This window comes from Dickeya dadantii NCPPB 898 (assembly GCF_000406145.1).
In the GTDB taxonomy this organism is placed as follows: Bacteria; Pseudomonadota; Gammaproteobacteria; order Enterobacterales; family Enterobacteriaceae; genus Dickeya; species Dickeya dadantii.
Genome location: NZ_CM001976.1, coordinates 1,231,123 through 1,257,505, shown reverse-complemented (window position 1 = coordinate 1,257,505; position 26,383 = coordinate 1,231,123). Strand labels below are relative to the sequence as shown.

The following is a 26,383-nucleotide window of genomic DNA, read 5'->3' as shown; positions in this document are numbered from 1 at the left end:
AATTGCGGCGCCCCCCAAAACCATTGCGATAATTCATCGTTTCAATCCTGGGTTGCCGCTACGCCAAATACCCCCCTCGCTTAAACCACAATAAAAGCAGGGGTTAGTTTATTCTTTATCATGCATTTTTATTTGCAGGTTGATGCCACAAAAAGTATTCACCGTATAAAAGATTTCGTCGCTTTTTATTTTATTTTTTGACAAAAGATAACGACGGGTAACGTATTGTCATGTCAGCATATTTGGCCAGAGACACGCCAGACCAGCCAGCACGGCGCTCAACGAACGCCCGGAGGGATGGCTATATCGTAATTCCTTTATCTACGATAATGTCATCCCGTTTATATTTTCTGACGTTGTTCACCGCACAGAATGAAAAAGCAACCCGATGAAATTAGCATTAAGTGACAAAATTCTTACGACCGACAGTTCTAGAATTTCTTCGCTATCATCAAATTATTCATTCCGCTTTATCATAAATTACCTTCTTATTGCCGGGCTTGTCCCGGCATTTTTTATCCGTGCGGCTTATTATGGAACCCTTCCCGCATTTTCTGTCGGCGATACACATCCTCTTTCGATAAAACGCCGTAATTGTGGTAAAAATACCCCTCTGTCAGATTCAGCGACGATAGTTATTCAGCAATGAGTTCAATCTTGAGTTCCTCCACGCCGGGTCAGTCACAGCGACCGGACGACAAAGCGTTACAGTTCGCCACACGGGCGGCGTTTTTCATCACGGGCGCGGCGATGTCCGTCTCGGTGGCAGGCAAACAGCGAGTCATGCCCGCCGGGCTGGCCGTTGCTTCAGTCAGCACTCTCGGTTATACCGGTATTCTGACCGGTCTGGCGCTGCCCGGCTTTATCGCACAATGGAGCAGCCTGTCGCTGGCTCTGGGCTGTGTCGCGCTGTTGCTGCTGGTTGTCAGCCTCAGTATCCGTCTTCTTACCCGTTCATCAGGAGCCTGATTTCATGCCTGCGGCTATCGTGCGTTTTTTCCTGCTGTTTATTCTGTTGCTGCTGCTGATGACCGGCGCCTACAGCTATAACTACGTCAACAGCTGGATGACGGAGAAAAAATCCGCGCTGACGGACATTGCGGAAGGAATGCAAAAGCGCATCGACGCCTACCGCTTCTTCACCGATCAGATCTACAAAAATCTGATCAGCGATCCGACGCAGCCCGACACTCCCAACATCAATCTGATTACGCTGATGCCGAATGTATTTTATGTCGAGAAAAGCGGCCATAAAACGGATGCCCTGATTTTCGGACCACACGACAAAACCACGCTCGGCGCCATGCACCGGATATCGCAATATCTGGACGTATTGTGGGGCGCGAAAACCGATATCTACTCGATGTACTACCTCAACGGGCAGGACAACAGCCTGACCATGGTATCCACCCAGCCGCTGAAAGATATCTCGTCACAGTTCCGCGGCAGTTACCTCTCATCGATGGTGGAATCGCGCAAAACCGAGATGCTGCAGCAGGCGAACACGCTGGATGAACGGGAAAGCTTCTCTCCCTTGCGCAAACTGCGTTTTTACAACGACTATTACTTTACCCTGCGCACGACGTTCAATCAGCCCGGGCATCTGGCTACCGTCATTGCGTTCGACTTGTCTATCAACGATCTGATCCCGCGCAATATGTCGCGAGACAATTTCATGCTGCGTCAGCAGACACCGCCGGTAAACGCCGACGCCAACGCGGACAACGATATCCCCACCGATATTCGCCGCGAAGGCGCGCTGCTGGAAATATCGGCTCAGTTGATGAACTCGCCAATCAAACTGGTCTATGCCATTCCGCTGGGCCGGTTGGTAACCGACATGCTGCGCAACAACATCTGGGTGATTGCGCTCAATCTGGCGTTGCTGACTCTCTCGCTGATGGGGTTCTACGCGTTACGGCGCTACTACGCCCGGCCAAAGGATGACCTGTCGCATCACCTGAAAGAACAGCAGCGGATGTACGGCGAGATCGTCAGCCGTATCCCGGTAGGGGTGCTGGTTTACGATTTCAGCAACAATAAAGTGATGGTGGCGAACGCGCTGGCGGAAAGGTTGTACCCGCACCTTAGCCTGAAGAAAATCTCCACGCTGGCGGAGGAACATCAGGGCGTCATTCAAGCCACGGTGGACAACGAGATGTACGAAGTGCGAGTTTTCCACAGTCAACACACGCCGTCGCTGTGCCTGTTCCTGCTGCGCGAACAGGATCAGGAGATATTGATTACCAAAAAACTGCAGCTGGCGCAGCGCGAATTCGACAAAAACGTCTCAGTTCGCAAACGCCTGTTCCGCAACCTAAGCCAGGAATTTAAGCAACCGCTGTCCGCCGTACATCAGTTGGCGCTGATGCTGCGCAAAACCGACAATCCGCCGGAACAGCAGAAAACGATTCAAGCGCTGATTGCCGAAGCCAGCGGCGCCATCCGCCTGATGGAAAACATCGCCCTGCAGGCACGGCTGGAAACGGTGGAATGGCATATGGTCCATGATTCGTTTTCGCCGCTAACGCTGATCGACGATTTGATGCTGGAACTGCTGCCGCGCATCCAGCAAAAAGGGCTGAAACTGTTCAATCACTACAAGCTCGACCCGCGCCAGACCTATCTGGGCGACAGCGAATTGCTGAAGAAAACCCTGTCGCTGCTGCTGGATTATTCCATCACCAATACCGACTACGGCAAGATCACCCTGTCCTGCGAACCTTCGGCGCACTCTCCTGAACAGTTGCTGATCCGCATCAGCGATACCGGCACCGATATTTCCGGTATGGAACGGGACAATCTGGTGCATCCGTTCGCCACCACCCCGCTATCCGATCGCTTCCGGCACAATTCCGGATTAACCCTATTTCTATGCAATCAGCTTTGCAACAAACTGGGGGGTCAACTGCAAATCAACAGTCGACCAGGACTCGGCACCCAGTACGTGCTGACCTTGAAAATGCAGCCGGACCCGCTGCCTGCGGAAGAAGATGAGAAATTATTGGACGACATCACGCTACTCCTGAACATTACCTCGGATGAGGTGCGTACTATTGTCAGCCGCATGGTGAATAACTGGGGTGCTGATGTCGCGGTATACGACGAACGACTGGTGAGCCAGGATGCGGAAATCACCATTACCGACGATCCCAGCCGGGTAGCCGACGATACCTTGCTGGTGACCAGTGACGATACTCTACTGGTGCCGCTGGGGCATCGCCGCCTGCGTACCAACTACAATATCAGCCAGTTACTGCTGGATGGTCTGCTGAAACTGATCGAACAGCAACTGGAGACATCTCCGGACGATACCCTGCCTGAAGAACAGGACGATATCGGCTTCTATGTCCGTCAGTTACGCAATAGCGACTACTATTCCTTGTTTGTTGATACAGTACCGGAGGACTTAAAGAGACTATATACTGAGACCCAAGATGGCGATTTTTTGTCACTTGCGCAAACAGCACACCGCCTGAAAGGTGTCTTTGCCATGCTGAATCTTCATCCCGGCAAGCAGTTATGTGAAGCGCTGGAAAAGCTTATTACCACCCAGGATCGCGCGCAGATAGAAACCAACCTTCAGCAGATCGAAGGCTTTGTCACAGCATTGCTGCAGCCCGGTGGCCAACAATATGAGTAAAAAACAATGAGCAATCTAAACGTAATTATTGCAGACGACCATCCTATTGTTTTGTTTGGCATTAAAAAGTCGCTGGAACAAATCGAATGGGTTAACGTCGTGGGTGAATTCGAAGACTCGACAGCCCTGATTAACAATCTTCCCAAACTGGACGCCAATGTCCTGATCACCGATCTATCCATGCCAGGGGATAAATACGGCGACGGCATTACCCTGATCAAATATATCAAGCGCCATTTTCCGCACCTGTCGATTATTGTACTGACCATGAACAATAATCCGGCTATTCTCAGCGCCGTGCTGGAGCTGGATATCGAAGGGATTGTCCTGAAACAAGGCGCGCCGACCGACCTGCCCAAAGCGCTGGCCGCGTTGCAGAAAGGCAAAAAATTCACGCCGGAAAGCGTCAGCAAAGTGCTGGAAAAAATCAGCGCCAGCGGTTACGGCGACAAACGCCTGTCTCCCAAGGAAAGCGAGGTTTTGCGCCTGTTTGCCGAAGGATTTCTGGTCACTGAAATCGCCAGAAAACTCAACCGCAGCATCAAGACCATCAGTAGCCAGAAGAAATCGGCCATGACCAAACTTGGCGTGGACAACGATATCGCCCTGTTGAACTACCTCTCTTCCGTCGGCGTGTCGCCGTCTGACAAAGAGTAATGCTCTTGCCGGCGAGCGGGTAATCTGCTCGCCGGCCTTCCTCACCCAAACTGGCCTGGCTTACGACTGAACCGACTTGTTCTGCCTGACCAAATTACTGTAATACGACAACGACTGCTGTAACGTATCCAGCGTCACCGGTTTGGACAAACAGTTATCCATACCGGCCTGCAGACAGCGCTGCCGCTCTTCCGCCAGCGCATTGGCGGTGACGCCAATCACCGGTAAAGTCTGCTCCATTTCCCGCAGCCGCTGGGTAAAGCGATAACCGTCCATATTCGGCATGTTGACGTCGGTCAGGATAATATCCACCGGATTCTTCGCCAGTACGTCCAGTGCATCCAACCCGTCATTGGCCGTAATGACCTGATATCCCAGCGAACCGAGTTGATCGGCTAGCAAACGACGGTTAATCGGGTGGTCATCCACCACCAGAAGGCGAATATCGCTGTTTTCGCTGCGATTGTAACTGACCGATGGCAGGGACAGCGCCGCCGTGGACAATTCATCCTCACCCCGATAAATACGTTGCAGCAACACCGGCAATTCATGCAGCGCGGCCGTACTGTACAGCCAGTAACCCGCCCGAACCTCCTGTGCGGCACCTGCCTGCATACCGCTAATCTCCACACAGGCGTGCGCATTTGGCAGCGTATCCGGCACATGATCAGAAATCATCACGTCATCTCTACTGACAAGCTGCCCGTCTTCGTAACGCCGCGCATCCAGACCACAGGCATTCAGCAACCCCAGCAGATAGCGTTCCATCTGCGCATTGCGAATCTGTAACCAGCAGGTTTTCCCCTGCAAATCCGGCACCTGCAACGTCTGCGGGTAGTGAGCGCGATAAAGCGGAATACGAATGCCGAACTCGCTGCCAAGCCCCGGTTCGGATTCAATGGTGATATCCCCATCCATCAGGCTGACCAGCTTTTCACAAATCGCCAGCCCCAGCCCGGTTCCCTGAAAGTGACGCTGCACCCCAGTCCCGGCCTGAAAGAAGGGATCAAACAATTTCATCACCGCGCGGGTATCGATACCGACGCCGGTATCCCGCATCTTGAACACCAGATACCCGTCATCGCAGCACGCCACCTGGAACACGATACAGCCTGTATCGGTAAACTTGATGGCATTACTGAGCAAATTGCTCAACACCTGCTGCAACCGCACCGCATCGCCCAGCAGCCGGAAGGGTACGTTAGGGTCGATATAGCAATACAGCACCAGCCGCTTTTTCACCACCAGCGGCAGGTAGTTACTCACGATATGGTTTATCACCTCGCGCGGCGCGAATTCACCAGGTTCTATCTTCAGCTGTTCCGACTCAATCTTGGAGAAATCAAGAATGTCGCTGATGATCTTCAGCAGCAGCGCCGAAGAGTTTTGCATCGCCGTCACCAGCCGGTTGGCATCCGATGGCAACGATTTCGTTTGCAATAAATCCAGATTGCCGATGATGCCGTACAGCGGCGTGCGTAATTCATGGCTGACAGTCGCCAGAAACATCGATTTGGACTGGCTGGCCTGCTCGGCGGCGTTAGCCATCTCCTGCAACGACTCTTCCATGCGCACCCGGGCGCTGACGTCGAGCAGCACGCAGATAGCCACGTTTTCGTTGCGGTAGCGCGAGTGTACAAAGCTAATTTGCAGATGGTGATTGCGCCCGGTCACCACATCCAGCGATTTGGATTGCTGCTCGCAGATGATGCGCACAATACGCACCCGGTCTTCATACGTCAGCAGGCTGAGGTAGTTATGCGCCAGTTCGTTGCTGATAATATTGGTGCCGTCGCTGATCCTAAGAATGCAGATGCCCACCGGCGCCGACGCCACAATTTTGCGGTTGAACTGTTCGTTCTCTTCCAGCTGGAGCGCGTTGCGCTCCGCCGGCAGAAAAATTTTTCGCTCAAACAGCCGGGTCAGTAAAAACAGACAGATAGCCGATGCCAGATTCAACAACGCGATATTGATAATCAGCGTATTGAGCGACATCAGAATCACTTCCAGCGGCAGCGAATACACCACTGTCATCGACGTAGGCGGCAGCGCCTTTTTCATCAATAAGGCCCCGTAGCCATCGCTGTAGCCAAAGTAGTTGTTCGAATCCGGGTAATGGCTGAGGCTATTGCCGGACTGGCTGTCGGTAAACTGCAACAGAGCCCGATCATTCTGATCCAGTAATCTGACACTGAACGGCAGGTCGCCATTCAACATAAAGTCATCCAGCCGGATAGTCTGTTCGATCCCCATCATGGTCACCAAACGGTTATCCACATACACCGGCGTCAACGCGTACAGATACCCCGAGTCCGGCGTCGGGCCAGGCATCACCCAGAACAGGCTCTCCTCGCGACGATTCCCCGCCCGGTTGGACTTCTGATTCTGCAATCGCTCCTGCACGCTCTTCATCAAGCTGTCGCTATCCAGCGACTGATTGCGAATGCCAAAATCGACAATACACTGCTGGCTGCTGTCGACAAAAAAGATGCGATTAAGGTCATAGACCGACGAGAAATCATCATGCCATTGATCGAAAAAGCCGGTCAGCGACTGCAATTGAGCAGGGTTCTTCTCATATTGTTCGCTACAGTCAAAAGTGGACGACAGCGGATAAATGGCGGACGGCGTTTTTTTAGCGGTGCTGCGTTCCCGCGGTGCGACAGGCGTGCTGAGGCGGTTAGCAGCAATGTACCGCAGCTCGCGCGCCACATCGGTGGTATGGCGAATATACCCCAGCGATTGTTCGAAATTGAGGGAGAAAATCTGTCGCAGGTGCGATTCCCGCTGATTCAGTTCCTTGTTCACGTAAAAAACCGAAATCAGTGCGCCCAGAATCCACAGCGTGGTCGCCAGCGCCCGGAACATATACCGGGAGACTTTAAGGGTGGTCTGAAAAGAAGCGATAACTTTCAAAGGCATACCGTAAAGGTTGTCAGCAAGGGAAAATCAGATAGGGGTCAGTCGATACAGTACCGATCCTGCATAAAAAAAGCCAGCGCATCGGGCGCTGGCTCTGGTCGGTCATCACCGACGGATGAAGGGATTATTCATCGTCTGCCGGCGTATCGTCATCGTTCTCCGGTTCATCGATGTCCTCTTCCGGCAGCTCACCGTCAACCGGCACCACGCTGTCGAGCTCATCGTCTTCCACCGGTTCAGCCACGCGCTGCAGGCCAACCACTTGCTCGTCCTCGGCGGTGCGGATCAACGTCACGCCTTGGGTATTACGGCCAACGATGCTGACCTCGGATACCCGAGTACGCACCAGCGTACCGGCATCGGTGATCATCATGATCTGATCGGCGGAGTCGACCTGCACCGCACCGACCACCTTACCGTTGCGCTCGCTCACCTTGATAGAGATAACGCCTTTGGTAGCACGGGATTTCACCGGATACTCGGTAACGGCGGTACGCTTGCCGAAGCCATTCTGCGTCACGGTCAGAATATCGCCTTCGCCGCGCGGCACAATCAGCGACACCACCCGATCGTCGTCCTGCAGGTTGATGCCGCGCACCCCGGTAGCGGTACGTCCCATGGTACGCACAGCCGATTCGGAGAAACGCACCACCTTACCTTCGGCGGAGAACAGCATCACCTCGTTGCTACCGTCGGTCAGGTCGACGCCAATCAGTTCGTCGCCGTCGTTGAGATTAACGGCGATGATACCGGCGCTGCGCGGACGGCTAAACTCGGTCAACGCGGTCTTCTTCACGGTGCCGCTAGCCGTGGCCATGAACACGTTCATGCCCTCTTCGTACTCGCGTACCGGCAGAATGGCGGTGATACGCTCATCCGGCTCCAGCGGCAGCAGGTTGATGATCGGACGACCGCGAGCGCCGCGGCTCGCTTCCGGCAACTGATAAACCTTCAGCCAGTAGAGACGGCCACGGCTGGAGAAGCACAGAATGGTGTCGTGGGTATTCGCCACCAGCAGCCGATCAATGAAATCTTCTTCCTTGATGCGGGCGGCCGATTTACCTTTGCCGCCACGACGCTGAGCTTCATAGTCGCTCAGCGGCTGATACTTGACGTAACCCTGATGCGACAAGGTCACCACCACGTTCTCTTGGGAGATCAGATCTTCAATATTGATGTCGGCGCTGTTGTGGGTGATCTCGGTGCGGCGCGCGTCGTTATACTGTTCACGAATCGCTACCAGCTCTTCACGGATCACTTCCATCAGACGTTCGGGGCTGCGCAGGATGAACAGCAATTCGGCGATCTGCGCCAGCAATTCCTTGTACTCATCCAGCAGTTTTTCATGTTCCAGACCGGTCAGTTTCTGCAAACGCAGATCCAGAATCGCCTGCGCCTGCAACTCGGTCAGGTGATAGTAGCCATCGTGGATGCCGAACTCCGGCTCCAGCCATTCCGGACGCGCGGCGTCATCGCCGGCGCGTTCCAGCATGGCGGCCACGCCGCCCAGCGCCCACGCCTGCGCCACCAGCGCGGCTTTGGCGTCGGCCGGGGTCGACGCATGACGGATCAGTTCGATGATCGGGTCGATATTCGCCAGCGCAATCGCCAGCCCTTCCAGGATATGAGCCCGTTCGCGCGCTTTGCGCAGTTCGAAAATGGTACGACGCGTCACCACTTCGCGACGGTGACGGACAAACGCCGACAGAATTTCCTTTAGGGTCATCAGCTTCGGCTGGCCCTGATGCAGCGCCACCATGTTGATGCCGAACGACACCTGCATCTGGGTCTGAGAATACAGATGGTTGAGCACCACCTCGCCCACCGCATCGCGCTTGATTTCAATCACGATGCGCATGCCGTCTTTATCGGACTCGTCGCGCAGCGCGCTGATGCCTTCAATGCGCTTTTCTTTTACCAGTTCGGCGATCTTTTCAATCAGTCGCGCCTTGTTCACCTGGTAAGGGATTTCATGCACGATGATAGTTTCACGGCCGGATTTGGCATCCGCTTCGACTTCGGCGCGGGCGCGGATATACACTTTGCCGCGGCCGGTGCGGTAGGCTTCTTCAATACCCCGTTTGCCGTTGATGATGGCGGCGGTCGGGAAGTCCGGCCCTGGAATATGGGTCATCAGCCCTTCGACGCTGATGTTTTCATCATCGATATAGGCCAGACAACCGTCAATCACTTCAGACAGGTTGTGGGGCGGAATGTTGGTCGCCATCCCCACCGCAATCCCGGAAGAACCGTTGACCAGCAGATTCGGGATACGGGTGGGCATCACGTCCGGGATCTGTTCTGTGCCGTCATAGTTAGGCACAAAATCCACCGTCTCTTTCTCCAGATCGGAAAGCAGTTCGTGGGCGATCTTCGACATGCGCACTTCGGTATAACGCATCGCCGCGGCGGAGTCGCCGTCGATGGAACCGAAGTTGCCCTGGCCGTCCACCAGCATGTATCGCAGCGAGAACGGCTGAGCCATACGCACGATAGTGTCGTAGACCGCACTATCACCATGCGGGTGATATTTACCGATAACGTCCCCGACTACACGGGCCGATTTCTTATAAGGCTTGTTCCAGTCGTTACCCAGCACACTCATCGCGTACAGCACGCGGCGGTGTACCGGCTTAAGACCATCGCGAACGTCCGGTAACGCACGCCCGACGATGACGGACATGGCGTAATCCAGATATGAACTTTTCAGCTCTTCCTCGATGTTGACCGGTGTAATTTCTCTGGCTAGGTCGCTCATGGAGCCGCTATCCCTCTATTCACATCTACCCGATTTTAAAAGGTGGAAAATCATATCATAAACCGGGGTTTCAGGGGAAACTTCGCACCGGTTTCCTGACGCTTCTTTATGGAGGCGCCTCGCGTTTTGTTACCGTAATGTTACCGCCATCACAAGGCGCGAAAACCACGACGCTATCGTTAATGACGACAACACGCGTTAGCGACTACAACAAGCGCCTCCCGCTCGTTATACTCGCCCCAGTCAATATTGATGAAAGGTGATCGCTCTCCATGAACACAGACGCCATGAACACAGATGCCGCAAACGCCGGCGCCGCTAATCCTGATGTGCTGAAGGCATCCGCCCCGACCCCGAACGTCGACCACGATGAAATCGCCAAATTTGAAGCCGTCGCCTCGCGCTGGTGGGATCTGGAAGGCGAATTCAAGCCGTTGCACCGGATCAACCCGCTGCGCCTGAACTACATTCTCGAACGCGCCGGCGGTATTTTCGGCAAACAGGTGCTGGATGTCGGCTGCGGTGGCGGCATTCTGGCCGAAAGCATGGCGCGGGAAGGCGCGCACGTCACCGGACTGGATATGGGCGGCGAACCTTTGCAGGTGGCCCGGCTGCACGCGCTGGAAAGCGGTGTTCAGGTCAGTTACGTGCAGGAGACGGTGGAAGCCCACGCAGACGCCCATGCCGGCGCCTACGACGTGGTGACCTGCATGGAAATGCTGGAGCATGTGCCGGACCCGCGCTCAGTGGTGTTGGCCTGCGCCCGGCTGGTCAAACCCGGCGGCCATGTCTTTTTCTCGACCATCAACCGTAACGCCAAGGCCTGGCTGATGCTGATCGTCGGCGCGGAATACCTGACCAGGATGGTGCCGCGCGGCACGCACGACATCAAAAAATTCATCCGCCCGGCGGAACTGCTGGACTGGGTGGACCAGACGCCGCTGCGCGAGCGCCATATGATCGGTCTGCACTATAACCCGCTGCTGGACAGCTTCCGGCTCGGCGCGAATGTCGACGTCAACTATATGATCCATACCTCACACCTTGGATGATCCATACCTCACACCTTGGCTGAGCCGGTCAGACACAGATCGACCTCTCCAGTTTCCCAATCACCCCATTCCGGTGGATAAAACCACCGGCTTTTTTATCGCCAGAGAATAAGTTTTCAGGCATAAACCACGCTTCATTCGTTGTCTGACGACATATCAATCTCAGACAATTCTTAATTATTTGTCTGAAACACTGTTTTGATCAGGCAGATAGTTTTGCCTCCGGATAAGAAACCGGCGGTTGATCAATTTTTTTATTTTTTCTCCCCCCGAGGTTGACAAAAAAGGAAGCCGCGTAGTGGCTGGGATTTAGCGCGCTTGTAACATTTATTCCCTATGTTATCCACAAGAGTGGGCCGTTTTGCTCACTTGCAATGCGGAAATTTTCACATTATCTTGTTATCAAAAACCGCTCCACCCCCTATATATAGTGTTTACTTCTGACAGAAAACACTATTTTTTTATTGGCGTTTTTTGTGAATAAAAAAGCGGGTGGGCCAGGCAAAACAAAATACGTGTCAAAAAAACAGGTGCTACGCCACATGAACCAGAGTCTGCTTGTTACCAAACGCGATGGCAGTAAAGAACGCATCAACCTGGACAAAATCCACCGGGTAATTACCTGGGCAGCAGAAGGGTTACACAATGTCTCGGTTTCTCAGGTAGAACTACGTTCTCACATCCAGTTCTACGACGGCATCAAGACCGCCGATATCCACGAAACCATCATCAAGGCCGCCGCCGACCTGATCTCCCGCGAAAGCCCGGACTACCAGTATCTGGCCGCACGTCTGGCTATCTTCCATCTGCGCAAGAAAGCCTACGGCCAGTTCGAACCGCCAAAGTTGCACGACCACGTAATAAAAATGGTCGAAATGGGAAAATACGATCGCCATTTGCTGGAAGACTACACGGAAGAAGAATTTGCTCAGATGGACGCTTTCATCGATCACTGGCGTGACATGAATTTCTCCTACGCAGCGGTAAAACAGCTGGAAGGGAAATATCTGGTACAAAACCGCGTGACCGGTGACATCTACGAAAGCGCCCAGTTCCTGTATATTCTGGTCGCCGCCTGCCTGTTCTCCGGTTACCCGCGCGAAACCCGTCTGGACTATGTAAAACGCTTCTATGACGCGGTATCGACGTTCAAAATTTCGCTGCCGACGCCGATCATGTCCGGCGTGCGTACCCCTACCCGCCAGTTCAGCTCCTGCGTGCTGATCGAGTGCGGCGACAGCCTGGATTCCATCAACGCCACCTCCAGTGCGATCGTGAAATACGTCTCCCAGCGCGCCGGCATCGGCATCAACGCCGGCCGTATCCGTGCGCTGGGCAGCCCGATCCGCGGCGGCGAAGCGTTCCACACCGGCTGTATTCCGTTCTACAAACATTTCCAGACCGCGGTGAAATCCTGCTCTCAGGGCGGGGTGCGCGGCGGTGCGGCTACGCTGTTCTACCCGCTGTGGCATCTGGAAGTGGAAAGCCTGCTGGTGCTGAAAAACAACCGCGGCGTGGAAGGCAACCGCGTGCGTCACCTCGACTACGGCGTACAGCTCAACAAGCTGATGTACCAGCGTCTGGTCAAAGGCGAAGACATCACGCTGTTCAGCCCGTCCGACGTGCCGGGGTTGTACGACGCCTTCTTCACCAATCAGGATGAATTCGAGCGCCTGTACGTGAAATATGAGCAGGACGACAGCATCCGCAAGAAGCAGCTCAAGGCGGCGGAACTGTTCTCGTTGATGATGCAGGAACGCGCCTCCACCGGCCGTATCTATATTCAGAACGTCGACCACTGCAACACGCACAGCCCGTTTGATCCGCTGGTCGCACCGGTGCGCCAGTCCAACCTGTGTCTGGAAATCGCGCTGCCGACCAAACCGCTGGAAGACGTCAACGACGAAAGCGGCGAAATCGCGCTTTGCACCCTGTCGGCCTTCAACCTGGGCGCCATCAGTTCGCTGCACGAACTGGAAGAGCTGGCGACATTGGCGGTACGCGCCCTGGATGCCCTGCTCGACTATCAGGACTACCCGATTCCGGCCGCCAAACGCGGTGCGATGGGCCGTCGTACGCTGGGCATCGGCGTGATCAACTTCGCTTACTATCTGGCGAAACACGGCGTACGCTACTCCGACGGCAGCGCCAACAACCTGACGCACCGCACCTTCGAAGCGATTCAGTACTATCTGCTGAAAGCCTCGAACCAACTGGCGCGCGAACAGGGTGCCTGCCCGTGGTTTAACGAAACCACCTATTCGCAGGGCATTTTGCCGATCGACAGCTACAAGCGCGATCTGGACAGTATCTGCAGCGAACCACTGCACCATGACTGGGAAGCGCTGCGCAAAGACATCCAGACTTATGGCCTGCGCAACTCCACGCTGTCGGCGCTGATGCCGTCTGAAACCTCGTCGCAGATCTCCAATGCCACCAACGGTATTGAGCCGCCGCGCGGTCATATCAGCGTTAAAGCGTCGAAAGACGGTATCCTGCGTCAGGTGGTGCCGGAATACGAAACGCTGAAAGACGCCTACGAGCTGCTGTGGGACATGCCGTCCAACGACGGTTACCTGCAACTGGTGGGCCTGATGCAGAAATTCGTCGATCAGGCGATTTCCTCCAACACCAACTACGATCCGGCGCGTTTCCCGTCAGGAAAAGTGCCGATGACCCAGTTGCTGAAAGATCTGCTCACGGCGTATAAGTTCGGGTTGAAAACCCTGTACTATCAAAACACCCGCGACGGCGCCGAAGACGCGCAGGATGACCTGCTCGACACCGCGCCGCAGGATGACGGCTGCGAAAGCGGCGCCTGCAAGATCTAAGCACGACGCCGGGGAAATCCGTGATAGCGGATTTCCCCGGCATGACGATATTCCTAATCCTGTCGTCGCTGCCCTGCCAATAGCGCCTGACGCAGAGACGACGCAACCCGTTTGGGTTGCCAAAAGTTTAACAGCGCCGCCTTACAGGTCGCGCTGTTGGCTTGTTTGGAGAAACCATGGCCTATACCACTTTTTCACAGAATAAAAACGATCAGTTGCTGGAACCCATGTTCTTCGGCCAGCCGGTCAACGTGGCGCGTTATGACCAGCAAAAATATGAAATTTTCGAAAAGCTGATCGAAAAACAGCTTTCGTTCTTCTGGCGCCCGGAAGAGGTGGATGTCTCCCGCGACCGTATCGACTATCAGGCATTGCCGGAACACGAAAAACACATTTTTATCAGCAACCTGAAATACCAAACGCTGCTGGATTCCATTCAGGGCCGCAGCCCTAACGTCGCGCTGCTGCCGCTGATCTCCATCCCGGAGCTGGAAACCTGGGTGGAAACCTGGGCGTTCTCGGAAACCATCCACTCTCGTTCCTATACCCATATCATCCGCAATATCGTCAACGATCCGTCGATCGTGTTTGACGATATCGTCACCAATGAGGAAATCCTCAAACGGGCGAAGGACATCTCCGGGTTCTACGACGAGCTAATTGAACTGACCAGCTACTACCATTTGCTGGGAGAAGGCACCCATCAGGTCAACGGCAAGACCGTGAACATCAACGTGTATGAGTTGAAGAAAAAACTCTACCTGTGCCTGATGAGCGTCAACGCGCTGGAAGCCATCCGCTTCTACGTCAGCTTCGCCTGCTCCTTCGCCTTCGCCGAGCGCGAATTGATGGAAGGCAACGCCAAGATCATCAAGCTGATCGCCCGTGACGAAGCGCTGCATCTCACCGGCACCCAACACATGCTTAACCTGATGCGCGCCGGTCAGGACGACCCGGAAATGGCTAAAGTGGCGGAAGAGTGTCAGCAGCAGTGCTACGACCTGTTCGTGCTGGCTGCCCAGCAGGAGAAAGAGTGGGCGGAATACCTGTTCCGCGACGGCTCGATGATCGGCCTGAACAAGGACATCCTGTGCCAGTACGTGGAGTACATCACCAACATCCGTATGCAGGCGGTGGGGTTGCCGTTGCCGTTTGAAACCCGCACCAACCCGATTCCCTGGATCAATGCCTGGCTGGTATCGGACAACGTGCAGGTGGCGCCGCAGGAAGTGGAGGTAAGCTCCTACCTGGTCGGCCAGATTGACGCGGAAATCAACACCGACGACCTCAGCGACTTCCAGCTGTAACTACATTATTTATAACCACGATGACCGCTCCCACCATCACACTGCGCCTCTCCGGGGCGCAGTTGCTCTGCTCCGATGAACACACCTCCTTGCTGGAAGTGCTCGAATCCCAGCGGGTGCCGGTCGAATATCAGTGTCGTTCCGGTTATTGCGGTGCCTGCCGGTTACGGTTGACCAAAGGCAAGGTCGCCTACCGGGAAACGCCGCTGGCCTGTGTGCAACAGGACGAAATTCTGCCCTGCTGTTGTATGCCGCTGGACGATATCGAACTGGATATGTAACCGCCTCCCGGCCATTGCAGCCCGCTTTCCGTGCGGGTTCGCATAATCCCTTGTTCGCCCGCAACTTTATTACGCCAGTCACCACATCCTGCGTTACACTTTCCACAGGAAAAAACCATGGAGAGCAAAGCACATGCTGACATTTATTCCGGTTCTGATTGTCGTTGCGCTGGTGATTGTCTGGTCCGGCATCAAGATCGTGCCGCAGGGCTACCAGTGGACAGTCGAACGTTTTGGCCGCTACACCCGCACTCTGATGCCCGGTCTGAATCTGGTGGTGCCGTTCATGGACCGAATTGGCCGCAAGATCAATATGATGGAGCAAGTGCTGGAAATTCCCTCACAGGAAATTATCTCCAAGGACAACGCCAACGTCACCATCGACGCCGTCTGCTTTATTCAGGTGGTGGACGCACCACGCGCCGCCTATGAAGTCAGCAATCTGGAACTGGCCATCATCAACCTGACCATGACCAACATCCGTACTGTACTCGGCTCGATGGAACTGGATGAAATGCTGTCCCAGCGCGATAGCATCAACACCCGGCTGCTGCATATCGTGGATGAAGCCACCAACCCGTGGGGCATCAAGGTCACCCGTATTGAAATCCGCGACGTGCGCCCGCCCGCCGAACTGATCGCCTCAATGAACGCCCAGATGAAGGCGGAACGTACCAAACGTGCTGATATTCTCGAAGCGGAAGGGATCAGGCAGGCAGCCATCCTGAAAGCCGAAGGGGAAAAGCAGGCGCAAATTCTTAAAGCCGAGGGGGAACGTCAATCCGCCTTCCTCGAAGCGGAAGCCCGCGAGCGCGCCGCCGAGGCTGAAGCCCGCGCCACCCAGATGGTGTCCGAAGCGATCGCCGCCGGCAACATTCAGGCCATCAACTACTTCGTGGCGCAGAAATACACCGACGCGTTGCAGACCATCGGCGCCGCCGGCAACAGCAAAGTCATTATGATGCCGCTCGACGCCAGCAACCTGATGGGCACCATCGGCGGCATCAGCGAGCTGATTAAAGAGAGCCAGGCGGACCGGAGAAAGTAATCATGATCGCGCTGGTGCTGGAAAACGCCCACTGGTTCTGGCTATCGCTCGGCGGCTTGCTGCTGGCGGCGGAAATGCTGGGCGCCGGCGGTTATCTGCTGTGGAGCGGCATCGCCGCGCTGCTTACCGGGATCCTCGCCTGGCTGTTGCCGTTGGACTGGACATGGCAATGCATCGCCTTCGCCGTGCTGACGGTGGTGGCGGCGCTGCTGTGGTGGCAGTGGCTGCGTCGGCGCATCGAAAAGCAACCGCCCCCGGTGCTCAACCAGCGCGGACAGCAATTGATTGGTCTGCATACCACGCTGACCGAACCGTTGGTTAACGGCTTCGGTCGGGTCAACATCGGCGACAGCAGTTGGCGGGTACAAGCGGAACAGGATTTACCCGCCGGTACGGTGGTGGAGATTGTCGCCGTGGAAGGGATTACGCTGCGGGTGCGGCCGCGTACCTGATACGCCGGGGCGTGCATTTCGTTGATACGCGACGTTGCCGCTATCCGATGACATAACCGTTAGATGGCATCACCGCTAATGGACACTAACCGTTTATGAACACTAACCGTTGATGAACACACCGTTGATGGACACTAATAGCCGCTAATGCTTGCCATGCTCTCCTGACGATGCGTGGCAGCAGCCCGCCAGTTGAGTAATGATCGGGCACTCGGCGCTACTGTCGCCGGGGCAGGACTCCGCCAGCGCAAGCAGACGCTGACGCATCGCCTTGAGTTCCTCGATCTGCTGTTCGATATCGTCCACTTTCTGCAATGTACGCGCCTTAACGTCGGCGCTGTGCCGTAGCGGGTCATTGAACAACGTCACCAGTTCGCGGCACTCCTCCAGCGTGAACCCCACCTGACGCGCCTGACGCAACAAGGTCAGTTCCTCAATATGGTGGAGATCATAACTGCGGTAACCATTTTCACATCGCAGCGGCGCCGTCATCAGCCCTTTTTCTTCATAGAAACGGATGGTCTTGCTGGTCAGCCCGGTTTTTTTCGCCACATCGCTGATATTCATGATTCCCCCTTGACCCTTCCCTTGCTGGAAGGTTTACGCTTCAGGTAGTGCTTAGAACTAATCAAAATCACGCTTGCGGTCAATGTCTTTGACGTTCGGCTGTGATCACTGAGGAATATTATTATGTCGCAAACCATACTGCTTTCATTGCAGGGATTATCCTGCGAACACTGCGTCGGCAGGGTAAAAAAAGCCCTGGAAGCCCGCCCGGATGTGGAACAGGCTGATGTATCGCTGAAATACGCCAACGTCACCGGCGAAGCCGATAGCCAGTCGCTGGTAGCGACAATCGAAGCCGCCGGCTATGAAGCCAGCCCAGCTACCGTGCCGAATATCACCTTGCAGCTCTCCGGCCTCAACTGCCAGCATTGCGTCGCATCGACCCGCAAAGCGCTGCAAGCGGTGCCAGGCGTAGCGGCGACGGACGTTACCCTACAACAGGCGGCAGTCTATGGCGATGCCGAACCACTGGCGCTGGTGCAGGCGATCGAACAAGCCGGTTTTCATGCCACGCTGGCGCAGGAGAACACCCTCCCAAAATCTGAGCCGCTGACACCCCACGCCTCCTCGCCGGACAGGCTGTCAGCGGCTTTCAACCCGGTTCCGGCAAACACCGTTCATGATGACAACGTCGCCCATGATGATGGCAACCGTATTCATGATAACGGCGGCATTCATGACATCAGCAACGTTCATGATAACGACAGCGTTCATGATAACGACAGCGTCCAACTGTTGCTGAGCGGCATGAGCTGCGCCAGTTGCGTCAGCCGGGTACAGCGGGCGCTGCAAAGCGTCCCCGGCGTTACGCAGGCGCGCGTCAATCTGGCCGAGCGCAGCGCGCTGGTCAGCGGCGACATGCCGCATCAGGCGCTGATCGATGCAGTACAAAACGCAGGCTACGGCGCAGAAATCATTCTTGATGAAGCCGAGCGGCGCGCCCGGCAGGAGCAAACGTCTCGTCAGGCTATCCGACGTTTTCGCTGGCAGGCCGCACTGGGGCTGGCGCTCGGTATCCCGCTGATGGTCTGGGGTATGATCGGCGATAACATGATGCTCACCGACGACAACCGCTCCGGGTGGTTATTGGTCGGTGGGCTGACGCTGGCGGTCATGATCGCCGCCGGCGGGCATTTCTATCGCAATGCCTGGCGTAGCCTGATAAACCGCAGCGCGACCATGGATACGCTGGTCGCGCTCGGCACCGGCGCCGCCTGGCTTTACTCCATTACCGTCAACCTGTGGCCGGCGTGGTTCCCGATGGAAGCGCGTCATCTTTATTACGAAGCCAGCGCCATGATTATCGGCCTGATCAATCTCGGCCACGCTCTGGAACAAGGTGCCCGTCAGCGTTCCTCTCAGGCGCTGGAACGCCTGCTGGATTTGACGCCGCCGACCGCGCGGCTGGTGACGCCGCAAGGCGACCGCGTTATTCCGCTGGCAGAGGTGCAAACCGGCATGGCGCTGCGGCTGACCACCGGCGACCGCATTCCGGTGGATGGCCTGCTTGAACAGGGGGAGCTGTGGATTGACGAAGCCATGCTCACCGGCGAGCCGATCCCGCAACAGAAAGCGGCCGGCGACAAGGTGCACGCCGGAACCCAGGTGCAGGACGGCAGCGCCACGTTACGTGCAGGCGCGATCGGTAATCAGACCACGCTGGCGCGCATCATTCATCTGGTGCGCCAGGCGCAGAGCAGCAAACCGGCGATAGGCCAGTTGGCCGACCGGATTTCCGCCGTCTTCGTACCGGTGGTAGTGGCGATAGCGCTGCTGAGCGGCGCCATCTGGTACGTTGTCGGCCCGGCGCCCCATATCGTGTACACGCTGGTGATTGTGACTACGGTGCTGATCATCGCCTGTCCTTGCGCGCTGGGGCTGGCGACGCCGATGTCGATTATCTCCGGCGTCGGGCGGGCTGCTGAGCTGGGCGTACTGGTGCGGGACGCCGATGCGCTGCAACAAGCCAGCCAGCTTGACGTGCTGGTATTCGATAAAACCGGAACGTTGACGGAAGGCAAACCGCGCGTAGTGGCGATCCACACCTTTGGCGATATCAGCGAATCGCAGGCGCTGCGCTGGGCCGCGTCGCTGGAACAGGGAGCCAGCCACCCGCTGGCGCTGGCGATTGTTCAGCGAGCTGATGGCGTAGAACTGGGCGACGTCACGCAATTCCGCACCCTGCCCGGTTTGGGCGTCAGCGGTCAGGTCGACGGCGCGTCGCTGCTGCTCGGCAACCCGGCGCTGCTGGCGCAGCACCAGATCCCGCTGGCTGGCGGCGAAAACTCGCCGCGCGACTGGCTGGAGAACCAGTCGGCGCTCGGCATGACGCCGGTGCTGCTGGTAGCGAACGGTCAGGTGGCGGCGCTGTTTTCAGTGCAGGACACCCTGCGTCAGGACAGCATCAGCGCATTACAACGGCTGCACCGTCAGGGCTATCAGTTGGTGATGTTGACCGGCGATAATCCGACGACGGCCCAGGCCATTGCCCGCGAAGCCGGCATCGATCAGATCATCGCCGGGGTACTGCCGGACGGCAAAGCGGACGCCATTCGCCATCTGCAATCACTGGGAAAACGGGTCGCCATGATTGGCGACGGTATCAACGACGCGCCGGCGCTGGCGCAGGCCGACGTGGGGATCGCCATGGGCGGCGGCAGCGATATCGCCGTGGAAACCGCCGCCATGACGCTGATGCGCCACAGTTTGCACGGCGTCGCCGATGCGCTGGCGCTTTCCCGCGCCACGCTGAGCAACATGAAGCAGAACCTGTTGGGGGCCTTTGTCTACAACACGCTTGGCATTCCAATCGCCGCCGGTGTGCTCTACCCGTTGACCGACACCCTGCTAAGCCCGGTGGTAGCGGGAGCGGCCATGGCGCTCTCATCCATTACCGTGGTGAGCAACGCCAACCGATTGCTGCGTTTCACCCCAGCCGACGCGCCAGCCAGACGCGACTGAGTTCGGCTTTCTACCACGGCGCGGTGTTCCCTCCTGGACATCGCGCCGCTTTCCACCGCTTACGTCCTGCGGCACTTAGCGAACGCATTCCTAATTAGCGATACAACTTGCTGGCTGAACCGTTTAGCATAGAGACCTGACGACGCGAAAACGCACGTCCTGCAACTGCGCGACGCCCGATTGCAGGATAACGTCCTGAGTCGCCACTACCGGAGACGTCGATATGAAACGGTTGATACACCAGATTGCAACGTTCCTCGGCCTTCTCTCGCCCGCGGGTTACCGTTACCCGGCGTTGGACGTCGAGCTCGTCAATCAACGCCGGTTCCATTTGGTGGGCAGTATTCACATGGGTACGGTGGATATGTTTCCTCTACCGCCTGAATTGCTGGCACGGTTGGAGCAGGCGACGGCGCTGATCGTGGAGGCCGACATTTCCGGCGGCGATTCGCCGTTTGACCCAGTAGGCGCCGAACCGCCGCTAGCGGAGCGTCTGGACGACGCCACGTTGCAGCGCTTGCAGCGGTTATGCCGTGAATTATCGTTCAACTACGACAGCCTTGATCGCGTGCCGGCCTGGCAGGCAGCGCTGATGTTACAGGCGCGTCAGGCCATGATGCTGGGTCTGCGTCCGGATTACGGCATTGATTACCAGTTGATTAACGCCGCCCGGGACAAAGGGGTGGATATCATCGAACTGGAAGGCCAGCAGGCGCAGATCGACATGCTGCTGCAACTGCCGCAGGGCGGCCTGCCGTTGTTGGAAGACACGCTGACCCACTGGCATACCAACGCGCGCCTGTTACAAACCATGGTCAGTTGGTGGCTCAGTCACAAACCGACCTGGGCGGATAACGTGCCGCCCACCTTCAGCAACGAGATAACGGAAATGCTGATGAATCACCGGAATCAACGCTGGCAGCAGCAACTGGCTGCGCTGCCGCAGGGGAATTATGTGGTGTCTGTCGGCGCACTGCATTTATACGGTGAAAACAACCTGCCCGACTTGTTACAGGCCCATACGGCTACCTTTTGAAGCAAGGACAGTACATTATGACGCCCGCAGTAAAACTGCTTGAGAAGCAAAAAGTCGCTTTTACGCTTCACAGCTACCATCATGATGCAGATGAAACCAATTTCGGCGAAGAAGCCGCCCGCAAGCTGGGGCTGGACAAACAGCAGGTCTACAAAACCCTGCTGGTATCGCTCAACGGCGATGCCAAACAGCTGGCGGTGGCGGTCACCCCGGTCGCCAGTCAGCTGGATCTGAAAAAAGTAGCCAAAGCGCTGGCCGCCAAAAAAGCCGATATGGCGGATCCGCAAATCGCCCAGCGCGTAACCGGCTATCTGGTGGGCGGCATCAGCCCGCTGGGGCAGAAAAAACTGCTGCCCACCGTGATCGACGACGGCGCGCAGCAATTCGACACGATTTTTATCTCCGGCGGCAAACGGGGGTTAGACCTTGAACTGGCCGCCGTCGACCTGGCCCGGCTGTTAAAAGCGCAGTTTGCCGATATCGCCAAGCGTGATTAACCGTAAAAATGAAGACGGCGGCAGAGGGTTCCACGGCCAGTGTTGCCCTCTGCCGCCGCTTCATAAGCGTCGTTCCGCGGGAAGTGCACTCACACTCACTTCCCGGTACGTTATCGGGTAACGTTTGCCCCTTTATCCAGCAACAACGCATCCCCTTGTTTTACGTTAAGGTTCAGCCCTTTAGTCGCCAGTTCCGCATTGCGCACCCGTAGCCCTTTTTCAGCGTCAATCCGCACCTGTTCAAAATGGAAACCGCTCAGCGGCGCTTCCGGCACGCCAATAATGTACCCGGCAGCCTTGCTGCGACCGGTTGATTCCAGATCAACGATAGTGACCTGACTGAAATGCGGCGTTTTCACCTTATCGAACGGCTGGGCCGGCTCGGTATCCGGCGGATAGATTTGTTCGCCCAGCGTGAACCCGCCCGCCTGCAACAATTTGTCCACCTCGGCCTGTACGATAGGCGCAGCCTGATAGTAGCCGGAGAACACCAGCGGCACCTCGACATCCACCATGCGGGTATGACGATAGGTGACATTCTTCACCTCGCCGCCCTTGCCGCGCAGCGACTTGATACGAATGCCGTACATCGACCCTTCAAAGCGGTTATTTTCCACCAGCACATTGTTGACGCCGCCGGAGGTTTCGCTGCCGATGGAAATGCCGCGCCCCTGCTTTAACACGTTGTTGGCGATATAAATATTGTCTACCACGCCGTTCGGGAAGCGACTGTCGGGTTTTTCCGCCTTGATGGCGATATGGTCATCGTTGCAGTCGATGACGTTGTTGGTGATACGGATATTCTGGCTATCGATCGGGTCGATAGCATCCGTGTTAGGCGCGTGCCAGGGTGCAATAATATGGGTGCCGTTCACCGTGACATCATGGGCATAGCGCATCACCACATGGAAACTGGGAGAGTTGGTCAGGGTTACGCCGTCAATCAACACCCGGTTGGAACGGGTGACGTAAATCAGCCGCGGTCGGTCGGTGCCGCCTTTCTTACCGGTGGCGCGAATCGCCGCACGCCAGCGCTCCCACCACACCGCGCCTTGTCCATCAATGGTGCCTTCGCCGGTAATGGCGACATTCTGCGCGTCGGCAATGCTGATAAACGGCAGCCAGCCATTTTCCGCTTCGGCGTAACGAGTACTGTCGGTGGCGCGGTAGGTATTTTCTCCAGTCGATGCCACCAGCGTGGCATTCTTTTCCAGATGCAGGCGAACGTTGCTTTTCAGGAATAGCGGCTCCACCAGATAGTTGCCCGCCGGTACCAGCACGGTGCCGCCGCCGGCGGCGGCGCATTCATCAATCGCTTTCTGAAAAGATTCCGTGTTCAGCGCAATCTGCAAACGATGCCCTTCGGCACCATACTGGGTCACGTTGCAGACCCGGTCCGGAAACGCCACCTTTTCAGCCGCCTGAGCCGCCACACTTGCCAGTGCGCAGGACGCCAGCAACGAAAACGCCACACCTTTGTGCATAATCACCCCATAAGTAAAACAACGTTTCATTTATGGGGAATGTATCATCGCCCGCTTCCCAAAACGGTTGTAGCGATCACGATTTTGTTTGTGAAACAAGGTTTTGGAGATCTGCCTAGTTTTATTGGCAAATAATCGGAGAATTGAACAGCCGTGTAAAAAGCGGCACTGAATCAGATTGCGTTAACGCGGCATCAGGAAATAGTGGCCTCTGATCTACCCAGAGCACCGCATACCATCCGCCGCCGGTTTTATTTTCTCGCTACTTTATTTTCCCACTACTTTACTTTCCCACTACGCCGAATGACTAATCGTCAGAGTGCCGTGACTATGGCCGGCGCCGTCAGTATTGAAATAAGCCACAGATTCTTTCAGCCGCTGAGCCTGTGCTTCCAGTTCATTTGCCGCGGCTACCGCCTGTTGAACCAGGGCGGTATTCTGTTGGGTGATCGAATCAATCTGGACAATCGACTCGTTGATATAGCTAATTCCTTTTCCTTGTTCACTCGTCGCCGTAGAGATTTCCACCATAATATCAGCCACATGCTGTACAGCACTCACCACTTCCTGGATGTTGCTGTCGGCCACTTTTATCTTCGTTGAGCCGCTATTAACGCGAGAAACCGACTCTTCTATCAGGCTTTTTATCTCTCTGGCTGCCTGCGCACTACGCAGGGCAAGGCTTCGCACCTCTCCGGCCACGACGGCGAAACCACGTCCCTGTTCACCGGCTCGCGCGGCTTCCACCGCCGCGTTCAGGGCAAGGATATTGGTTTGAAAGGCAATATTATTCACCACCTCGGTAATGTTGGCGATTTTGTCGGAGCTTTCAGAAATACCATTCATCGTGTCGTTCACTTCCTGCATCACCGCCCCGCCCCGTGAGGCTATCTCAAGGGCGGAGTGCGCCAGTCGACGGGCCTGCTCCGTATTGTCAGCATTCTGTTTAACGGTGGAGGTAATTTCCTCCATACTGGCTGACGTTTTCTCCAGAGAAGTGGCCTGTCGTTCCGTGTGTGACGACAACTCCAGGTTACCGGCAATAATTTCGCCAGTGCCGGCATTGATAACCTCGGCTCCGGAACGAATATCTTCGATAACCGTGATGAGCTGTTCCCGCATCAGGCCCATCTCATGCAGCAGGCTGACTTTATCGCCAGGCAATGTCGTGACCGGATAAGACAAATTACCTGCTGCGATGCGGGCGGCCACTTCTGCGGCGTAAGTGGGTTCACCGCCAAGGATGCGCAAAATACTGCGATTTATATAATAAGCCAGAAATAAAAGTACGGCGCTAATTAATACAAAGACAATAACATTCTGATATAAAGAATAAATAAACGCCTCATTAATGTCATCAACATAAAGGCCGGTGGTAATTATCCAGTCCCAGGGAGCGTAGGGTGAATTATATGCCACTTTAGGCTGCGCAACGGTGGAACCGGGACGAGGAAAAGCGTAAGCCGTATAACCAGACTGGTTATCTCTGGTTACCGTAACCATCTCTCTGAAAAGATAGACGCCATTCGCATCTTTGAAATCCTCACCCTGCCCAATAAGTTTTTCATTGATCGGATGCATTAAGACTCGGGCCTGAGAATTTAGTATTGTGAAATACCCTGAATCGCCATAACGCAGGTCTTTTATAGCTTTCATTGCACGCTGTTGTGCTTCACTCTGAGAAATCGCCCCGCTACTGGCTTGCTCGGCATTGGTTTTTACCACCCCCAACGCCAGTTGCGTAACATGCATTAGCTCACTTTTGCGTAGCGATATCTGATCCTGCTTGATTTTTAGCGAACCATAAAACAGCGTTCCGGCCAGACACAGCAAACTAATAATAAGCGGAAACCAAAGCCTCCTGGCGAGGGATATCTTCATGGGTTGATCACCTTTTATGAGATTATGTTATCAATTTTCTATGCCATACCCACCGCTTATGACACTATTTCGAATAAAATCAGCAATACACCATCTTTTTTAAATAGCAGAAAATATAAATCTCTCTTATATGCTTTTCGAGCACAAAAAAGATTATTCATTAATAAATCCGGTTTACTCTCAACCTGAGCCAACCGGGTCCGGTACAGTGAAGAAAAGAGGCATCATCCTTACCCCACGAGCATCAACAGTATCACAGGGTTAAGGCCGCGCTCCCACAGAACGTTATAAAATTGATGCCGACGTCACTGATTTGCAACAAGACTGGTCAACGCACACTCCCCCGTTAACATTAGCGCGCCCTTTTCTTCGTTAATAACGCGAACCTATCGCCTGATTTAAATGCATTTATGAATATTGTCTTTTGGGATAAAACCATTAGAAAAGTGGGATTATTATTTAATTCCCACTGCATGCCGGAAAATAAGCATGTCCAAACTTGAGATTCAGGCAACCAGCGCTTCATATGCGCCAGCGCGCACACTCCAGATTGAGTCAGAAGGCAACGCCTTCGGAATTGAGCTTAAAAAAGCACAGGCAGAGGCGTACATCCCCTCCAGGAATGAGACTAACGTCAGGTCGCAACCCCATCTGCCCGCAGCGGCACAGGAGCATATAAAAGAAATGGCAAGAGAAGGCCGTTACCCTTCAGCGCTCCAGGCATGATTTCCTGGCTCATAATGAAGCGGCGGTTTCCATTCTCAATAACAGAACGGAAAACCATTACGGTGCGTCACGTATGACTGATGCGCTGCGCGCGCACAGGGCCTGACGCATCATTTAAAAACCAACGCCTTGCTTAGAGCAGTGTTCATGCTTACGGGTAAGATAACTGCATGACTACAACCAACGTGCTTTAGTAGAAACGACGATGTAGTAGAAACGGCGATGTAGTAGAAACTGCGATGTAGCGCCCACACCAGAAATACTGATAGAGCGCTATTTA

19 protein-coding genes are annotated in these 26,383 nt (G+C 55.4%); 14 read left to right on the top strand and 5 right to left on the bottom strand.

Annotation, left to right across the window (positions count from 1 at the left end):
* The first annotated feature begins 388 nt into the window (after positions 1 to 388).
* From DDA898_RS23065 to rcsB, 4 genes are read left to right on the top strand one after another with little or no spacing between them, the layout of a single operon-like run.
* Positions 389 to 649: a hypothetical protein gene (locus tag DDA898_RS23065; RefSeq protein ID WP_013316911.1), complete on the top strand. Its 261-nt coding sequence runs from the start codon at positions 389 to 391 to the stop codon at positions 647 to 649.
* The gene (locus DDA898_RS23965; protein ID WP_161450821.1) at positions 646 to 969 is read left to right on the top strand and encodes an MFS transporter; all 324 of its coding nucleotides are present in this window, start codon (positions 646 to 648) and stop codon (positions 967 to 969) included. The genes DDA898_RS23065 and DDA898_RS23965 overlap by 4 nt, the downstream gene beginning before the upstream one ends.
* A gap of 4 nt (positions 970 to 973) precedes the next feature.
* Complete coding sequence (gene rcsD, locus DDA898_RS06065) at positions 974 to 3,643, top strand: phosphotransferase RcsD (protein ID WP_038900589.1); 2,670 nt, start codon at positions 974 to 976, stop codon at positions 3,641 to 3,643.
* 6 nt (positions 3,644 to 3,649) lie between these two features.
* Entirely contained in the window at positions 3,650 to 4,300 is a 651-nt protein-coding gene (gene rcsB / locus DDA898_RS06060; protein ID WP_013316908.1) for a response regulator transcription factor RcsB, read from the top strand.
* A gap of 60 nt (positions 4,301 to 4,360) precedes the next feature.
* Here the strand turns inward: rcsB and rcsC are convergent, their stop codons facing one another.
* Positions 4,361 to 7,222, bottom strand: coding sequence for a two-component system sensor histidine kinase RcsC (rcsC, locus tag DDA898_RS06055; protein WP_071604509.1), 2,862 nt, complete (start codon positions 7,220 to 7,222; stop codon positions 4,361 to 4,363).
* 124 nt (positions 7,223 to 7,346) lie between these two features.
* A complete protein-coding gene (gyrA, locus tag DDA898_RS06050; protein ID WP_013316906.1) occupies positions 7,347 to 9,980 on the bottom strand; it encodes a DNA topoisomerase (ATP-hydrolyzing) subunit A in 2,634 nt (877 codons plus the stop codon).
* A 287-nt stretch (positions 9,981 to 10,267) separates the two neighbouring features.
* Here gyrA and ubiG point away from each other — a divergent pair, with 287 nt between their 5' ends.
* The 6 genes from ubiG to DDA898_RS06020 all read left to right on the top strand — a co-directional run bounded on the left by ubiG (position 10,268) and on the right by DDA898_RS06020 (position 16,951).
* A complete protein-coding gene (gene ubiG, locus DDA898_RS06045) occupies positions 10,268 to 11,032 on the top strand; it encodes a bifunctional 2-polyprenyl-6-hydroxyphenol methylase/3-demethylubiquinol 3-O-methyltransferase UbiG (RefSeq protein ID WP_244191041.1) in 765 nt (254 codons plus the stop codon).
* A gap of 542 nt (positions 11,033 to 11,574) precedes the next feature.
* The gene (nrdA, locus tag DDA898_RS06040; RefSeq protein ID WP_038900587.1) at positions 11,575 to 13,863 is read left to right on the top strand and encodes a class 1a ribonucleoside-diphosphate reductase subunit alpha; all 2,289 of its coding nucleotides are present in this window, start codon (positions 11,575 to 11,577) and stop codon (positions 13,861 to 13,863) included.
* Positions 13,864 to 14,039: 176 nt separating this feature from the next.
* Complete coding sequence (gene nrdB, locus DDA898_RS06035; protein ID WP_038910552.1) at positions 14,040 to 15,170, top strand: class Ia ribonucleoside-diphosphate reductase subunit beta; 1,131 nt, start codon at positions 14,040 to 14,042, stop codon at positions 15,168 to 15,170.
* Between the two features lie 20 nt (positions 15,171 to 15,190).
* Complete coding sequence (gene yfaE, locus DDA898_RS06030; RefSeq protein WP_038910551.1) at positions 15,191 to 15,451, top strand: class I ribonucleotide reductase maintenance protein YfaE; 261 nt, start codon at positions 15,191 to 15,193, stop codon at positions 15,449 to 15,451.
* Positions 15,452 to 15,584: 133 nt separating this feature from the next.
* Positions 15,585 to 16,499, top strand: coding sequence for an SPFH domain-containing protein (locus tag DDA898_RS06025; RefSeq protein ID WP_038910549.1), 915 nt, complete (start codon positions 15,585 to 15,587; stop codon positions 16,497 to 16,499).
* 2 nt (positions 16,500 to 16,501) lie between these two features.
* On the top strand, positions 16,502 to 16,951 hold the full coding sequence (locus DDA898_RS06020) for an NfeD family protein (RefSeq protein WP_201765885.1): 450 nt from the start codon (positions 16,502 to 16,504) through the stop codon (positions 16,949 to 16,951).
* Between the two features lie 144 nt (positions 16,952 to 17,095).
* On the opposite strand, the gene cueR is transcribed toward DDA898_RS06020, so the two are convergent.
* Positions 17,096 to 17,518, bottom strand: coding sequence for a Cu(I)-responsive transcriptional regulator (cueR, locus tag DDA898_RS06015; protein ID WP_013316899.1), 423 nt, complete (start codon positions 17,516 to 17,518; stop codon positions 17,096 to 17,098).
* 123 nt (positions 17,519 to 17,641) lie between these two features.
* Between cueR and copA the strand changes: the two genes are divergently transcribed.
* From copA to ybaK, 3 genes are all read left to right on the top strand, one after another.
* Positions 17,642 to 20,479, top strand: a complete 2,838-nt coding sequence (gene copA, locus DDA898_RS06010) for a copper-exporting P-type ATPase CopA (protein WP_038910546.1) — start codon at positions 17,642 to 17,644, stop codon at positions 20,477 to 20,479.
* Positions 20,480 to 20,702: 223 nt separating this feature from the next.
* Positions 20,703 to 21,515, top strand: a complete 813-nt coding sequence (locus tag DDA898_RS06005; protein WP_033111691.1) for a TraB/GumN family protein — start codon at positions 20,703 to 20,705, stop codon at positions 21,513 to 21,515.
* Positions 21,516 to 21,532: 17 nt separating this feature from the next.
* Positions 21,533 to 22,012 (top strand): Cys-tRNA(Pro)/Cys-tRNA(Cys) deacylase YbaK, encoded by a 480-nt coding sequence (ybaK, locus tag DDA898_RS06000; RefSeq protein ID WP_022632598.1) that lies wholly within the window; start codon positions 21,533 to 21,535, stop codon positions 22,010 to 22,012.
* A 110-nt stretch (positions 22,013 to 22,122) separates the two neighbouring features.
* Here the strand turns inward: ybaK and DDA898_RS05995 are convergent, their stop codons facing one another.
* Together DDA898_RS05995 and DDA898_RS05990 are read right to left on the bottom strand one after the other, a co-directional pair.
* Positions 22,123 to 23,496, bottom strand: a complete 1,374-nt coding sequence (locus DDA898_RS05995; protein ID WP_038910545.1) for a glycoside hydrolase family 28 protein — start codon at positions 23,494 to 23,496, stop codon at positions 22,123 to 22,125.
* A 294-nt stretch (positions 23,497 to 23,790) separates the two neighbouring features.
* A complete protein-coding gene (locus DDA898_RS05990) occupies positions 23,791 to 25,377 on the bottom strand; it encodes a methyl-accepting chemotaxis protein (RefSeq protein ID WP_038910544.1) in 1,587 nt (528 codons plus the stop codon).
* Between the two features lie 489 nt (positions 25,378 to 25,866).
* Here DDA898_RS05990 and DDA898_RS05985 point away from each other — a divergent pair, with 489 nt between their 5' ends.
* Positions 25,867 to 26,103: a hypothetical protein gene (locus DDA898_RS05985; RefSeq protein WP_038910541.1), complete on the top strand. Its 237-nt coding sequence runs from the start codon at positions 25,867 to 25,869 to the stop codon at positions 26,101 to 26,103.
* Positions 26,104 to 26,383: the final 280 nt, after the last annotated feature.

Excerpts from the sequence above, each read along its gene's own strand:
- copA (WP_038910546.1), top strand. The coding sequence starts at position 17,642 with ATGTCGCAAACCATACTGCTTTCATTGCAGGGATTATCCTGCGAACAC.
- rcsB (WP_013316908.1), top strand. The coding sequence starts at position 3,650 with ATGAGCAATCTAAACGTAATTATTGCAGACGACCATCCTATTGTTTTG.
- DDA898_RS06005 (WP_033111691.1), top strand. The coding sequence starts at position 20,703 with ATGAAACGGTTGATACACCAGATTGCAACGTTCCTCGGCCTTCTCTCG.
- nrdA (WP_038900587.1), top strand. The coding sequence starts at position 11,575 with ATGAACCAGAGTCTGCTTGTTACCAAACGCGATGGCAGTAAAGAACGC.
- DDA898_RS05990 (WP_038910544.1), bottom strand. The coding sequence starts at position 25,377 with ATGAAGATATCCCTCGCCAGGAGGCTTTGGTTTCCGCTTATTATTAGT.
- DDA898_RS06020 (WP_201765885.1), top strand. The coding sequence starts at position 16,502 with ATGATCGCGCTGGTGCTGGAAAACGCCCACTGGTTCTGGCTATCGCTC.
- rcsC (WP_071604509.1), bottom strand. The coding sequence starts at position 7,222 with ATGCCTTTGAAAGTTATCGCTTCTTTTCAGACCACCCTTAAAGTCTCC.
- cueR (WP_013316899.1), bottom strand. The coding sequence starts at position 17,518 with ATGAATATCAGCGATGTGGCGAAAAAAACCGGGCTGACCAGCAAGACC.
- DDA898_RS06025 (WP_038910549.1), top strand. The coding sequence starts at position 15,585 with ATGCTGACATTTATTCCGGTTCTGATTGTCGTTGCGCTGGTGATTGTC.
- DDA898_RS05985 (WP_038910541.1), top strand. The coding sequence starts at position 25,867 with ATGTCCAAACTTGAGATTCAGGCAACCAGCGCTTCATATGCGCCAGCG.
- nrdB (WP_038910552.1), top strand. The coding sequence starts at position 14,040 with ATGGCCTATACCACTTTTTCACAGAATAAAAACGATCAGTTGCTGGAA.
- DDA898_RS23065 (WP_013316911.1), top strand. The coding sequence starts at position 389 with ATGAAATTAGCATTAAGTGACAAAATTCTTACGACCGACAGTTCTAGA.
- ubiG (WP_244191041.1), top strand. The coding sequence starts at position 10,268 with ATGAACACAGATGCCGCAAACGCCGGCGCCGCTAATCCTGATGTGCTG.
- gyrA (WP_013316906.1), bottom strand. The coding sequence starts at position 9,980 with ATGAGCGACCTAGCCAGAGAAATTACACCGGTCAACATCGAGGAAGAG.
- ybaK (WP_022632598.1), top strand. The coding sequence starts at position 21,533 with ATGACGCCCGCAGTAAAACTGCTTGAGAAGCAAAAAGTCGCTTTTACG.
- DDA898_RS05995 (WP_038910545.1), bottom strand. The coding sequence starts at position 23,496 with ATGCACAAAGGTGTGGCGTTTTCGTTGCTGGCGTCCTGCGCACTGGCA.
- rcsD (WP_038900589.1), top strand. The coding sequence starts at position 974 with ATGCCTGCGGCTATCGTGCGTTTTTTCCTGCTGTTTATTCTGTTGCTG.
- DDA898_RS23965 (WP_161450821.1), top strand. The coding sequence starts at position 646 with ATGAGTTCAATCTTGAGTTCCTCCACGCCGGGTCAGTCACAGCGACCG.
- yfaE (WP_038910551.1), top strand. The coding sequence starts at position 15,191 with ATGACCGCTCCCACCATCACACTGCGCCTCTCCGGGGCGCAGTTGCTC.